Annotated in this window: 17 protein-coding genes; 12 read left to right on the top strand and 5 right to left on the bottom strand. The window is 62.6% G+C overall.

Annotated features, from left to right (window positions below):
• Positions 1-11: 11 nt before the first annotated feature.
• From ctaD to HMPREF9695_RS20875, 12 genes are all read left to right on the top strand, one after another.
• Positions 12-1,628: a cytochrome c oxidase subunit I gene (ctaD, locus tag HMPREF9695_RS20930; RefSeq protein WP_006022898.1), complete on the top strand. Its 1,617-nt coding sequence runs from the start codon at positions 12-14 to the stop codon at positions 1,626-1,628.
• Positions 1,629-1,701: 73 nt separating this feature from the next.
• Entirely contained in the window at positions 1,702-2,643 is a 942-nt protein-coding gene (locus tag HMPREF9695_RS20925; protein WP_006022897.1) for a heme o synthase, read from the top strand.
• Positions 2,640-2,825, top strand: a complete 186-nt coding sequence (locus HMPREF9695_RS20920) for a hypothetical protein (RefSeq protein WP_006022896.1) — start codon at positions 2,640-2,642, stop codon at positions 2,823-2,825. Before HMPREF9695_RS20925 ends, HMPREF9695_RS20920 begins: the two co-directional genes overlap by 4 nt.
• Before the next feature lie 16 nt (positions 2,826-2,841).
• Positions 2,842-3,450: a cytochrome c oxidase assembly protein gene (locus HMPREF9695_RS20915; RefSeq protein ID WP_006022895.1), complete on the top strand. Its 609-nt coding sequence runs from the start codon at positions 2,842-2,844 to the stop codon at positions 3,448-3,450.
• Positions 3,451-3,506: 56 nt separating this feature from the next.
• Positions 3,507-4,403: a cytochrome c oxidase subunit 3 gene (locus HMPREF9695_RS20910; protein WP_006022894.1), complete on the top strand. Its 897-nt coding sequence runs from the start codon at positions 3,507-3,509 to the stop codon at positions 4,401-4,403.
• 112 nt (positions 4,404-4,515) lie between these two features.
• Complete coding sequence (locus HMPREF9695_RS20905; RefSeq protein ID WP_006022893.1) at positions 4,516-4,908, top strand: DUF983 domain-containing protein; 393 nt, start codon at positions 4,516-4,518, stop codon at positions 4,906-4,908.
• On the top strand, positions 4,905-5,669 hold the full coding sequence (locus tag HMPREF9695_RS20900) for an SURF1 family protein (RefSeq protein WP_006022892.1): 765 nt from the start codon (positions 4,905-4,907) through the stop codon (positions 5,667-5,669). Before HMPREF9695_RS20905 ends, HMPREF9695_RS20900 begins: the two co-directional genes overlap by 4 nt.
• A 131-nt stretch (positions 5,670-5,800) precedes the next feature.
• Entirely contained in the window at positions 5,801-7,219 is a 1,419-nt protein-coding gene (gene thrC / locus HMPREF9695_RS20895; RefSeq protein WP_006022891.1) for a threonine synthase, read from the top strand.
• Positions 7,216-8,505 (top strand): M16 family metallopeptidase, encoded by a 1,290-nt coding sequence (locus HMPREF9695_RS20890; RefSeq protein WP_006022890.1) that lies wholly within the window; start codon positions 7,216-7,218, stop codon positions 8,503-8,505. The genes thrC and HMPREF9695_RS20890 overlap by 4 nt, the downstream gene beginning before the upstream one ends.
• Before the next feature lie 23 nt (positions 8,506-8,528).
• Positions 8,529-8,924, top strand: a complete 396-nt coding sequence (locus tag HMPREF9695_RS20885) for a YbaN family protein (protein ID WP_006022889.1) — start codon at positions 8,529-8,531, stop codon at positions 8,922-8,924.
• Between the two features lie 89 nt (positions 8,925-9,013).
• Positions 9,014-9,601 (top strand): GNAT family N-acetyltransferase, encoded by a 588-nt coding sequence (locus HMPREF9695_RS20880; protein WP_006022888.1) that lies wholly within the window; start codon positions 9,014-9,016, stop codon positions 9,599-9,601.
• A 113-nt stretch (positions 9,602-9,714) separates the two neighbouring features.
• Positions 9,715-10,386 carry a hypothetical protein gene (locus tag HMPREF9695_RS20875; protein ID WP_006022887.1) on the top strand — a complete coding sequence of 224 codons (672 nt, stop codon included), beginning with the start codon at positions 9,715-9,717 and terminating at the stop codon, positions 10,384-10,386.
• A 74-nt stretch (positions 10,387-10,460) separates the two neighbouring features.
• Here HMPREF9695_RS20875 and HMPREF9695_RS20870 read toward each other — a convergent pair whose 3' ends face one another.
• The 5 genes from HMPREF9695_RS20870 to HMPREF9695_RS20850 form a co-directional block, all read right to left on the bottom strand.
• Entirely contained in the window at positions 10,461-10,943 is a 483-nt protein-coding gene (locus HMPREF9695_RS20870) for a F0F1 ATP synthase subunit B family protein (protein WP_006022886.1), read from the bottom strand.
• Positions 10,944-10,948: 5 nt separating this feature from the next.
• Positions 10,949-11,506, bottom strand: a complete 558-nt coding sequence (locus HMPREF9695_RS20865) for a F0F1 ATP synthase subunit B family protein (RefSeq protein WP_006022885.1) — start codon at positions 11,504-11,506, stop codon at positions 10,949-10,951.
• Positions 11,507-11,573: 67 nt separating this feature from the next.
• Positions 11,574-11,801, bottom strand: a complete 228-nt coding sequence (locus HMPREF9695_RS20860; protein ID WP_006022884.1) for a F0F1 ATP synthase subunit C — start codon at positions 11,799-11,801, stop codon at positions 11,574-11,576.
• Positions 11,802-11,864: 63 nt separating this feature from the next.
• Positions 11,865-12,614: a F0F1 ATP synthase subunit A gene (locus tag HMPREF9695_RS20855; protein WP_006022883.1), complete on the bottom strand. Its 750-nt coding sequence runs from the start codon at positions 12,612-12,614 to the stop codon at positions 11,865-11,867.
• A 93-nt stretch (positions 12,615-12,707) separates the two neighbouring features.
• Positions 12,708-13,091 carry an AtpZ/AtpI family protein gene (locus HMPREF9695_RS20850; RefSeq protein WP_006022882.1) on the bottom strand — a complete coding sequence of 128 codons (384 nt, stop codon included), beginning with the start codon at positions 13,089-13,091 and terminating at the stop codon, positions 12,708-12,710.
• Between the last annotated feature and the right edge of the window lie 172 nt (positions 13,092-13,263).

Below are 13,263 nucleotides of genomic sequence, written 5' to 3'. Positions count from 1 at the left end.
AGGATTTGAAAATGGCCACCTCCGCTGCAACACATGATCACGCTCATGACGACCATGCGCACGATCACCCGACCGGGTGGCGGCGTTACGTCTATTCGACGAACCATAAGGACATCGGCACGATGTACCTTATCTTCGCGATCGTGGCGGGCGTCATCGGCGGCGCGATGTCGGTCGCGATCCGCATCGAACTGATGTATCCCGGCGTCCAGCTTTTCCACGAAGCCCACACCTACAACGTGTTCGTCACCTCGCACGGCCTGATCATGATCTTCTTCATGGTGATGCCGGCGATGATCGGCGGGTTCGGCAACTGGTTCGTGCCGCTGATGATCGGCGCGCCGGACATGGCCTTCCCGCGCATGAACAACGTCTCGTTCTGGCTGCTGCCGGCCTCGTTCGCGCTGCTCCTGATCTCGACCTTCGTCGAGGGCGAGCCGGGCGCCAACGGCGTCGGTGCGGGCTGGACGATGTACGCTCCGCTCTCGACCTCGGGTCATCCGGGCCCGGCGGTGGACTTCGCGATTCTCTCGCTCCACATCGCAGGCGCCTCGTCGATCCTCGGCGCCATCAACTTCATCACCACGATCTTCAACATGCGCGCGCCGGGCATGACCCTGCACAAGATGCCGCTGTTCGTGTGGTCGATCCTGGTCACCGTGTTCCTGCTGCTGCTGTCGCTGCCGGTTCTCGCCGGCGCCATCACCATGCTGCTGACCGACCGCAACTTCGGCACCACCTTCTTCTCGGCTGAGGGCGGCGGCGATCCGGTGCTGTTCCAGCATCTGTTCTGGTTCTTCGGCCACCCCGAAGTGTACATCCTGATTCTGCCGGGCTTCGGCATGATCTCGCAGATTGTCTCGACCTTCTCGCGCAAGCCTGTGTTCGGCTATCTCGGCATGGCCTACGCGATGGTCGCCATCGGCGGCATCGGCTTCGTCGTCTGGGCGCATCACATGTACACGGTGGGCATGTCGTCGGCGACGCAGGCCTATTTCGTCGCGGCCACCATGGTCATCGCGGTGCCGACCGGCGTGAAGATCTTCTCGTGGATCGCCACCATGTGGGGCGGCTCGATCGAATTCCGCGCTCCGATGCTGTGGGCGATGGGCTTCATCTTCCTGTTCACGCTGGGCGGCGTGACCGGCGTGGTGCTGGCTAACGCCGGCGTCGATCGCGTCCTTCAGGACACGTACTACGTCGTCGCGCACTTCCACTACGTTCTGTCGCTGGGCGCCGTGTTCGCGATCTTCGCGGGCTGGTACTACTGGTTCCCGAAGATGTTCGGTTACATGTACTCGGAGACCATCGCCAAGCTGCACTTCTGGGTCACCTTCATCGGCGTGAACCTGATCTTCTTCCCGCAGCACTTCCTTGGACTGTCCGGCATGCCGCGCCGCTACATTGACTATCCAGACGCGTTCGCGGGCTGGAATCTGGTGTCGTCGATCGGCTCGTACATCTCGGCCTTCGGCGTGCTGATCTTCATCTACGGCGTGATCCAGGCCTTCGTCCGCAAGGAGCAGGCTGCCGACAATCCGTGGGGTGCAGGTGCAACGACGCTGGAATGGACGCTGTCGTCGCCGCCGCCGTTCCACCAGTTCGAGGTTCTGCCGCGCGTTCAGTAATAACGCGGCAAAGAGACATCCGCCGCGGCCGCGTGGTCACGGCGGATGAAACGATCAGGAAGTGAGTTAGATCTTGTCGATTGTCGACCATCACGCGATCGGTCTGTCGCCTCGTATCTCCGAGGCAGGCGTCGCTGATTACATCGCGCTGCTGAAGCCGCGCGTGATGTCACTGGTGGTGTTCACTGCGCTGGTCGGCCTCGTCATCGCGCCCGGTCATTTCCATCCTGTGCTGGCGATCACGTCGATCCTTTGCATCGCCGTCGGCGGTGGTGCGGCGGGTGCGCTGAACATGTGGTACGAACACGACATCGACGCCCTGATGTCGCGCACTGCCAACCGTCCAATTCCGCGCGGGCGCATCCTGCCGGGTGAGGCGCTGGCGTTCGGCCTGACGCTGGCCTTCTTCTCGGTGATGACGCTCGGCATTCTGGTGAACTGGCTGGCCGGAGCGCTGCTGGCTTTCACGATTTTCTTCTACGTCGTCATCTACACGATGTGGCTGAAGCGCTGGACCGCACAGAACATCGTGATCGGCGGCGCCGCTGGCGCGCTGCCGCCGGTGGTGGCCTGGGCCGCCGCGACGGGTTCGCTGTCGCCTGAGCCGATCCTGCTGTTCCTGATTATCTTCCTGTGGACGCCGCCGCACTTCTGGGCGCTGGCGCTGTTCCGCACCGACGACTATCAGCGCGCCAACATCCCGATGCTGCCGAATGTCGCCGGTCCCGATGCCACGCGGCTGCAAATCCTGCTGTACACCATCCTGCTGGTTGCGGTCGCAGCGTCGCCCTGGCCGCTGGGTTATTTCAGCGCGGTTTACGGCGTGACGTCGCTGGTGCTCGGCGCGGGTATGCTCTGGTATGCCGTGAGCGTGTACCGTCATCGCACCGGCAGCGCCGGGCTCCGCGCCACGCGCGGGCTGTTCAAGTTTTCGATCCTGTATCTCTTCGGATTGTTCGCCGTGTTGCTGGCTGAAGTTCTGGTGTCCGCAGCCGCGCGGATGATCTGGTCATGAGCGCGGGCATCGTCATGGACAGCAACAAGAAGCCGCAGCAGGGAATCGTCCTCACGCCGGAGCAGAAGAAGCGCCAGCGCGAGCGGTCGATCGCCATTGCGGTTGCGCTGGGCATTCTGGTGATCCTGTTTTTTGCGGTCACCCTGGTGAAGGGCCCTGCCGTCCTTCATCGGCCGATCTGACGGGGATGCGGGCGAAATGACGCAGCAACCCACCAGCAAGAAGCCTCGCATCAGCCGCGACGTCATGGTCGCATCGATCTGCGGCTTCGTCGTTGCATTCATGGTCGGCGCGTCCTACGCGGCGGTACCGTTCTACGACTGGTTCTGCCGCGCCACCGGCTTCAACGGCACTACGCAGGTTGCGACTTCTGCGCCGGAAAAATCGCTGGAGCGCCGCATCGCGGTTCGCTTCGACTCCAATGTCAGCGGCGGTCTGCCGTGGAAATTCCAGCCGGAGCAGAACGAAATCACCGTAAAGATCGGTGAAGTCGTCACCGTCTACTACACCGTCACGAATCAGGCCGCGCGCGCGACCATAGGCGTCGCCGCGTACAATGTCGCGCCTCTGACCGTCGGTGCGTTCTTCCAGAAGATCAATTGCTTCTGCTTCACCGAGCAGACGTTCGGTCCCGGCGAGAAGCGCGAGATGGCGGTTGTGTTCTATGTCGATCCGGCGCTCGCCGCCGATCGCGAATACGACGATCTCAACACCATCACGCTGTCCTATACGTTCTACCCTGTGAAAGATCCGGCACCGAAGCCGCTCGCGGCAACGGAGACGGACAAGCGCAAGGGCAATCTTTGAGTTTTCGGCTATAACGCGACACGCGCCGGATAAGACCGGCATCACGGAGAGACCACATGGCAACGGGCCAAGCCAAACACCACGACTATCATCTCGTCGATCCGAGCCCGTGGCCGGTCGTCGGCTCGATCTCGGCCTTCATCATGGCTGTCGGCGCCGTCGCATGGATGCACAAGATGTTCGCAGGCGCGCCGATCGTGTTCGGTGTCGGCACCATCGGCGTGCTCTACACCATGGCGAGCTGGTGGGGTGACGTGATCCGTGAAGCCCAGAACAAGGGCGACCATACCCGCGTCGTGCAGTTGCATCACCGCTACGGCATGATCCTGTTCATCGCCTCCGAAGTCATGTTCTTCGTGGCGTGGTTCTGGGCCTACTTCAACGCCGCATTGTTCCCGGCTGACTCGGTGCATTATGTCCGCGACGCCCTCTTCGGATGCGGCGCCGGTGTGTCTCCGGCGGATTGCAAGGTGCCGGGCGTCTGGCCGCCGAAGGGCATCGAGACCTTCGATCCGTGGCATCTGCCGCTGCTCAACACCCTGATCCTGCTGACCTCGGGCACGACCGTCACTTGGGCGCATCACGCGCTGCTCGAAGGCGACCGCAAGGGCCTGAAGTGGGGTCTGATTCTGACCGTGCTGCTCGGCGCGCTGTTCACCTGCGTGCAGGCGTTTGAATACAGCCACGCTGCGTTCAGCTTCGCCGGCAACGTCTATGGCGCGACCTTCTTCATGGCCACGGGTTTCCATGGCTTCCACGTGCTGGTCGGCACCATCTTCCTGCTGGTGTGTTTGTTCCGCGCGTACGCGGGTCATTTCACGCCGAAGCAGCATCTCGGTTTCGAGTTTGCGGCCTGGTACTGGCACTTCGTCGACGTGGTCTGGCTGTTCCTGTTCATCTGCATCTACGTCTGGGGACACGGTGCATCGACCATGGCGCATGGCGCGCACTGATTGCGCAACCGGTTCATCATTCGGGGCGGCCTTCGGGCCGCCCTTTTTCGTGATCGGTTATGTCTTGCGGACGAGCGGTTGCGGGCGTAGCGAAGGCGAATGAAAGCACGCCATGACCGATAGTCCTGCTTCTGCCAGTGTGTCACAGGCCGCGCTCCGCGGTCTCGCCTGCAAATGTCCGCGCTGCGGCGAGGGCAGGCTCTATGCAGGGTTTCTCACGCTGCGCCCGTCCTGCGATGTCTGCGGTCTCGACTACGCCTTCATCGATGCGGGTGACGGCCCGGCTGTGTTCATCATCATGATCGCGGGCTTCATTGTGGTCGGTGCCGCGCTGGTTGTGGAGATGAAGTATCAGCCGCCGTTCTGGGTGCATGCCGCGCTGTGGGCGCCGCTGATTCTCGCGACGACCCTGCTGCCGTTACGGTCGATGAAGGCGTTGCTGATCGCCTTGCAGTATCATCACAAGGCCGCGGAAGGTCAGTTGATCGGACGCGAGCTGAAATGAACCAGACACAGACAGCCGCGCCTCGTCGGCGAGGCATTTTTGGTCTCGCCTTGATCGCGCTCATCATGGTGTCGGTGCTCGCGAGCCTAGGCGTCTGGCAGCTTCGCCGCAAGGACGAGAAGCGCGCGCTGATTTCGGCGTTGACCGAGCGGCTCGCCGGTGTGCCGGGTGCGCTGCCGGCGGTCGTGGAGTGGCCGGCGCTGACACCGGCGCGTGACGAATTCCGCCGCGTCAGTTTCAGCGCGAGCTTCGAGTCCAAGCCGGACGTCATGGTCTACAGTTCCGGCTCCGCCGTACGTGACGATATCAACGGGCCGGGCACCTGGGCCTTTGTGCCCGCGCGTCTGGCGGATGGCCGCAGCGTCGTCATCAATACGGGCTTTGTGCAGAACACGATGCAGGACCGCGCACAGCAGGATCGCGCGGTGAAACCGCTCGTCACCGGAGCGCCGGTGACATTGACCGGCTATCTGCGTTTTCCGGAAACAGCCGGCACGCTGACACCGGCGGATGATGTGGCCAAGCGGCTGTGGTTCGTGCGCGACCATCGCACCATGGCAAAAGCGTTCGGCTGGGGCGAGGTCGCGCCGTTCTATATCGATCTGGAATCCCCAGCGCCGGCGTCGGGCGTCCCGAAACCGGGTCCGCTGCACGTCCATCTCAAGGACGATCATCTGCAATACGCCATCACATGGTTTGGCCTGGCGCTGGTGGTTGCCGCGGCCTTCGGATTCTGGGTCGTGGGCCAGCGCCGGAGCTAAATCATCGCAGGTGGCTTTCCTTGTGAAGCCGGATCGCAGCCGATATGGTGCGTTTCGATTTCGCCCGAGGCGAAGTTAATAATCCAACTTTATCAAAGGCTTGCTTCAGGCTTGAGCCTTTGGAGGGTCGCTTGACGAGCTATATTTCGACACGGGGCGAAGCTCCCCGGCTGGGCTTTTGCGATGTGATGCTGACCGGGCTTGCCCGTGACGGCGGCCTCTATGTGCCGGAGGTCTGGCCGCAGCTCAGCCCCGAGACCATCGCCGGATTTTTCGGCCGCCCGTACTGGGAAGTCGCGGTCGAGGTGATCCGCCCCTTCGTTGCGGGTGAAATCTCCGAAGCCGATCTCGGCCGCATGGCGATCGAAGCTTACGCGACCTTCCGTCACCCGGCGGTGGTGCCGCTCAATCAGATCGCGCCGGATCGCTTTGTGCTTGAGCTGTTTCACGGTCCGACGCTCGCCTTCAAGGACGTGGCGATGCAGTTGCTGTCGCGGCTGATGGATCACGTGCTGGCGAAGCGCGGCCAGCGCACGACCATCGTGGTTGCGACATCCGGCGACACCGGCGGCGCCGCGGTCGATGCCTTTGCCGGCCGCGACAATGCCGATCTCATTGTGCTGTTTCCGAACGGGCGCATTTCCGACGTGCAGCGGCGCATGATGACTACAAGCGGCGCGGCGAACGTCCATGCGCTGGCGATCGAAGGCACCTTCGACGACTGTCAGGGCATCGTGAAGGGCCTGTTCAATCATCACAAGTTCCGCGATTCCGTCTCGCTGTCGGGCGTGAATTCGATCAACTGGGCGCGCATCGTCGCGCAGGTGGTTTATTACTTCACGTCGGCGGTTGCGCTGGGCGCGCCTGCGCGCGAAGTCGATTTCACCGTGCCGACCGGAAATTTCGGCGACATCTTCGCGGGCTATGTCGCCAAGCGGATGGGTCTTCCGGTCCGCCGTCTGCGCATTGCCGCCAACGTCAACGACATTCTGGCGCGCACGCTCAAGACCGGCATCTACGAGGTGAAGCAGGTCCACGCCACCACATCACCTTCGATGGACATTCAGATCTCATCCAACTTCGAGCGGCTGCTGTTCGAGGCCACCGGCCGCGACAGCGCGGTGATCCGCGCATTGATGGGGTCGCTGGCACAGTCGGGACGCTTTGTGCTGAGCGATGCGGTGTTGAAGCAGGTCCGGGAAGACTTCGATGCTGGCCGCGCCGACGAAACGGAAACCAGCGCCGCGATTCGCGCTGCCTGGAAGGAAGCGGGCGAACTGGTCGATCCGCACACCGCCGTGGCGCTTGCGGTCGCCGATCAGGACAAGCCGGTCTCGACCGTGCCGAACATCGTGCTCTCCACTGCGCATGCCGCCAAGTTCCCCGACGCTGTCGAGGCGGCGTGCGGAGTGCGGCCGCCGCTTCCGGCATGGCTCGACGGCCTGATGACAAAGTCCGAACACATCAAGGTCATGAAGAACGATCAGACCGAGGTCGAACGGTTCATTCTTTCGGTGAGCCGCGCGGCCAAGCAGGGAGTCGCTGGATGAGCGTCAACATCACAAAGCTGTCTTCGGGTTTGACCGTGGTCACCGACACCATGGCGCATCTCGAAACCGCGGCGCTCGGCGTGTGGACCGGTGTCGGCGGCCGCGACGAAAAGCCCGACGAACACGGCATGTCGCATCTGCTCGAGCATATGGCTTTCAAGGGCACGACGCGGCGGACGTCGCAGCAGATCGCCGAGGAAATCGAAGCGGTCGGCGGCGATCTCAATGCCGCGACCAGCAACGAGACGACCGCGTATTATGCGCGGGTGCTGAAAGCCGATGTGCCGCTGGCGCTCGACGTGCTGTCGGACATTCTTGCCAATCCGTCGTTCGATGCCGAGGAACTGGAGCGCGAGAAGAGCGTGATCGAACAGGAAATCGGCGCCGCGCAGGACACGCCGGACGACTTGGTCTTCGAGCACCTCAGCGAGTTGAGCTATCCGGATCAGCCCATGGGCCGCTCACTGCTCGGCACGCCGCAGACCCTTGCCGGCTTCAGCCGCGACAATCTGCAAAACTATCTGTCGACGCACTATCACGGTCCCGACATGGTGGTCGCTGCCGCCGGAGCAGTCGATCACAAGAGCGTCGTCGCCGAAGTCGAACAGCGCTTCGCGAGTTTCGAGGCTACGCCGGCGCCGAAGCCGTCGCCTGCGATGTTCGGCAAGGGCGGCTCGCGCGTCATTCACCGCGATCTCGAGCAGGCGCATCTGACGCTGGCGCTTGAAGGGCTGCCGCAGTCGGATCTGTCGCTGTTCAGCTTGCAGGTGTTCACCAATATTCTCGGCGGCGGCATGTCGTCGCGGCTGTTCCAGGAAGTTCGCGAGAAGCGCGGGCTTTGCTATTCGATCTACACTTTCCACGCAGCCTATTCCGACACCGGATTTTTCGGGCTCTATACCGGCACCGATCCCGCCGATGCGCCCGAGATGGTGGAAGTCATCGTTGATGAGATGAACAACGCGGTCGAGACCTTGACCGAAAAGGAAATCGCGCGCTCCAAGGCGCAGATGAAGGCCGGCCTTTTGATGGGGATGGAAAGCTGCAGCGCCCGCGCCGAACAGATGGCGCGGCATATGCTGGCCTATGGACGGCCGCTGACGGTGGATGAACTGGTGGCGCGCATCGATGCGGTCACCGTCGAAACCACCCGCGATGCCGCGCGCGGATTGCTGAGCCGCAGCCGTCCGGCAGTGGTGGCGCTGGGTGGGGGCCGCGGCCTCGACACTGCGGTCAGTCTGGCCGAGGGCCTGGCGCGGCCGAAGGCCAAGGCGCTGCTGCACTGACGCAAGATCCCGCATGTGACGAGGTGAGCAGCGATCCTGTAAGGGCTCCGCGCTTCACTCGTCTTGTGCGCGTTCTCTTCCTCGGTCTTGGATTCGTCTTCGTTGCGCTTGGCGTGATCGGCGCTTTTTTGCCGGTGCTGCCGACAACGCCTTTCCTGATCGTGGCAGCCGCATGTTTCGCGCGGTCCTCGCCCCGGTTCGAGGCCTGGCTTCTGGAGCACGAGCGTTTCGGGCCAACCTTGCGCGCGTGGCGTTCGCGCGGCGCCATTCCGCGCAAGGCGAAGATGGCGGCGCTTGCCGGAATGATCGTGGGCTGCACCCTGTTCTGGTTTGCCGCCAATCCCGGCCTGCCGCTCACCCTCGCCGTCTCGGGGTTGATGCTGACCGGCCTTGCCTATGTGTTTTCGAGGCCGTCATAGGATCGCGACCGGGGCGGACGGGCCGGAAAACTGTGCTAGAAAAGGTATGTGGATGCGTGTGTGCATCCGGTTACGGGAGGGGTTTCGGGATGGCCCTGTTTCGCTTGCCCACGACAACGGCTCCGGCGCTCGCCCCGCGCGGACACGGGCTGCTGCTGCGCGCCCCGCAGATGCCGGATTACGTGCAGTGGAGCGAATTGCGCGAAATGAGCCGGCTGTTCCTGACGCCGTGGGAACCGATCTGGCCGTCCGACGACCTGACGCGTTCGGGATTCCGCCGCCGCCTGCGCCGCTATACCGAAGATATTGCCGAGGACAGGGCCTATCCGTTCCTGGTGTTTCGCGAGCACGACGGCGTGCTGGTGGGCGGCGTGACCCTCGCCAATGTGCGGCGCGGGATCGTGCAGGCGGGCACGCTTGGCTACTGGGTGGGCCAGCCGTATGCCGGCAAGGGTTACATGACCGCGGCTTTGCGGGTGTTGCTGCCGACCCTGTTCGGCGAGCTTAATCTGCACCGCATCGAGGCCGCCTGCATCCCCACCAACCAGTCCTCGATCCGGGTGCTGGAGAAGTGCGGCTTCGCCCGCGAGGGCCTGGCGCGGCGCTATCTGTGCATCAACGGCGTCTGGCAGGACCATTACCTGTATGGCCTGCTGGATGAGGACTTCCGCGGTTAACCAGCCCTGCCTGAGCGTGGTGTTGCGCCTTTGGTTCGCCGTCTTTGGCCTGCTATAAGTCCGCCTGATCCTTTCCTTTTTCCTACAATCCTTGGGGCCGACTGGAAGCAATGATGGCTGATGGCAGGCGTTTGAAGCGCGCGGCAGTGGCTGCGCTGGCTGTGGCGGCAGGGGCCGCGCTGTCGGGTTGCGGCGGCGGCAGCATGTTCGGCGGCTCGTCCGGCAGTTCGTCCACCGGCTCGTCGATCGGCAGCAGGTTCAACCAGTTGTTCGGGTCCAACACGCAGGAAGCCAGCACGTCATCCACCCCATCCACGCATTCGACCCAGAACAGCGAACTGACCTGTCCAAGCGTCGCGATCCGCTTCGGAGCGTCGACGCTCTCGGTCGGGCTGCCCGGCAAGCCAGCCTCGGGCAGCGATCTGCGCTACCAGGGCACGATCACACGCACCGCGCGCGACTGTAATTTGCAGGGCGGGCAGGTCACCGCGCGGATCGGCGTGATCGGCCGGATTATCACCGGTCCTGCGGGCGCGCCGCCGACCGTCGATGTGCCGATGCGCGTCGCCGTCGTGCAGGAGGGCGCACCGGAGAAGGTGATCGTCACCAAGGCGTTCCGCACCGCGGTTGCGCTCGAGGGCGACAACACCGAGTTCAGCATTGTCGCCGAGGACGTCACCTATCCTGCGCCGACGGAAGCTGCGAACGACAAGTATATTTTCTATGTCGGCTTTGATCCGGCTGCGCTGAAGCCAGAGCCTGCGGCGCGCAAACGCAAGAAATAGCGCGCGCGGGTTTCGATCAAAAAAACCGGCCTCGCATCAACGAGGCCGGCTTTTTTGTCAGAGAATGTGAAGCGTCAGTTCAGCTTGCTGCGAACGTCCTGGATGCCCTTGGCGATCAGGTCGCCGGCGACCTGACCCTTGACCGACTGCGTCATGATCGAGGATGCGGCGGACACGGCGGCTTCGGCAGCGGCTGCGCGGACATCCGCGATGGCCTGGCTTTCGGCCTGGGCGATCTTGTTTTCCGCAGTCTTGGTGCGGCGGGCGACGAAATCTTCCATCTTCGCCTTGGCTTCGGCCGCGATGCGCTCGGCATCGGCCTTGGCGCTGGCGACGATGTCCTGCGCTTCACGCTCGGCGCTGGCGCGGCGGGCACGATACTCGGCGACCAGCTTCACGGCCTCTTCCTTGAGGCGGCGGGCGTCGTCGAGTTCTTTCTGGATACGGTCGCGGCGACGATCGAGCGCCTGCAGGATAGTGCGGTGAACGCCGAAATAGCCGAACACACCCATCAGGATGACGAAGGCGACGGCGACCCAGAATTCTGCTTGGAACATCGTCGTTATCCCTTCAAGGACGCATCGACGGCGCTGTCGACAGTCTTGCTGTCGGGCGCAACGCCGGTGAGACGCTGAACAATGGCTGTCGCCGCATCCGATGCGATCGAGCGGACGTTGCCCATCGCGGTTGCGCGCGTTGAGGCAATGGTCTTTTCGGCATCGGCCAGCTTGGCCGCGAGGGCTGCTTCAAGCGCCTTGCGGTCGCTTTCGGCTTGCGCGTTCAGCTTGTCGCGAGTCTCGGATCCGATGGCCTGAGCCCGCGCCCGCGCGTCGGCGAGTTCGGTTTCATAAGCCTTCAGAGCCTGATCGGACTCGTCTTTCAGCTTCTGCGCCTCGGCGAGATCGTTTTCGATCACGCCTTCGCGGTTTGCGATGATGCCGCCGACGCGCGGAAGCGCGAACTTCGACACGATGAAGTAAAGCAGCGCAAAGGCGATCGCGAACGACACCAGCTGCGAGGCAAACGTCTCCTTCTGGAAAGGCGGAAAGCCCGCCTTGCCATGACCGTCTGCTTCGGTGTGGGCGGTCGTGCCCTTTGCAGTGCCCTGACCCGTCGCCATGAGCGTCTCCTGTTGGCGTCAGCCGCGGCTCGAGCGAGTCCGCGGCAAACGCATCATCCGGTCTGACTTAGACGGCGAACAGCAGCAGCAGCGCGATCAGCAGCGAGAAGATGCCGAGCGCTTCCGTCACGGCGAAGCCGAAGATCAGGTTAGCGAACTGGCCCTGCGAAGCCGACGGGTTGCGGAGCGCGCCGTTCAGGAACTGGCTGAAGATCATGCCGACGCCGATGCCTGCGCCGCCCATGCCGAGACAAGCGATGCCGGCGCCGATGTACTTTGCTGCAACTGGATCCATAGTGAAACTCCTTCTTGGGATGTTGGTGTCAGTGGATAAGTGAAATCCGGCCAGTGTCTGAATTCAGTGTCCGGGATGAAGTGCGTCGTTGAGGTAGATGCAGGTCAGGATGGTGAAGACGTAGGCCTGCAGGAAAGCCACGAGAATTTCGAGGCCGGTGAGCGCGGTCGTCATCGCCAGCGGCAATATCGAACCGAAGATGCCCACAGCGCCGAGCGCGCTCAGCGACGTTACGAATCCCGCAAACACCTTGAGGGTGATGTGACCTGCCAGCATGTTCGCGAACAGACGCACGGAGTGGGACACCGGCCGCGACAGGAACGAGATCACCTCGATCACCATGATGAGCGGCAGGATATAAAGCGGAATGCCTGACGGGACGAACAGCTTGAAGAACTTCAAGCCGTTCTTGTACAGCCCGTAGAGCAGCACGGTCAGGAACACCATCAGCGCCAGCGCCACGGTCACGATGAGATGGCTGGTGACGGTGAAGGTGTAAGGAATGATGCCGATCATGTTCGCAGTCAGGATGAACATGAACAGCGAGAACACGAACGGGAAGAACTTCATGCCTTCGTCGCCGACACTCTCTCTCAGAGTGTTGCCGACGAATTCGTAGGATAGTTCGGCAACGGACTGGAAGCGGCCCGGAACGAGGGCGCGCGCGGCGCTGCCGCCGATCATCAGTAGCGAAACGACTGCGACCGCGCCGAACATGTAGGCGGACGAATTGGTGAAAGCGATCTCCTGACCACCGATGTGGCCCAGGGTGAAGATCTTGTGGATCTCAAATTGATGGATTGGATCGGCCATCCACGTTCGTCTTTCATCTTTGCCGGCGTGCCGGACAGTCATACCCGCCAGCAAGCTGGCTTGAAATTCCAAGAGCGATCCCGGTGGATCCTGTCAGGAGCGATCCGACGCATCGCTGTTTGCGACGCCGGCTGCCCGCATCACGTTGATCACGCCGGCGGTGAAGCCAAGCAGAAAAAACACGATCAGACCCCAGGGGGACGTCGAAAAAAGACGATCGATGCCCCAGCCGATGACCGCTCCGACAAGGACGCCTGCAATCAATTCGGAGGAGAGGCGAAAACCCCGTGCCATCGCGGACGCGTTGGCGGAGGCTGCCCCACTTCCTGACTGATCTGTCTGGTTTTTGCGGTTATTCCGGACTTCGGAAAGCCGATGTTTCAGACGGTCGAGCCTTGCGGAGAGCGCAGCTTCGTCGGCAGGCGGTTTGTTTCGTTCCCCTTCGCCGCGACCGTTGCTGTGCGTGCCGTTCGCCATTGCTGTCGACACCCCATGCCCCGTCGCGCGATTTCAGAGAAAAACGCCCCGCCACCCACGGAAACCGCGCGGACCATACTGACGGCATACGGTCAAGTCAAGATTGCCTGATTGACATGTATCGCTTTGAAATAACTTATGAAATCGGAGAAAAAATCAGATCGCTGCGCGC

Origin of the sequence: Afipia broomeae ATCC 49717, assembly GCF_000314675.2 — a bacterium.
GTDB lineage: Bacteria > Pseudomonadota > Alphaproteobacteria > Rhizobiales > Xanthobacteraceae > Afipia > Afipia broomeae.
Note: the sequence above shows the minus strand (reverse complement) of the source record. Positions and strands in the feature narration are given on the sequence as shown.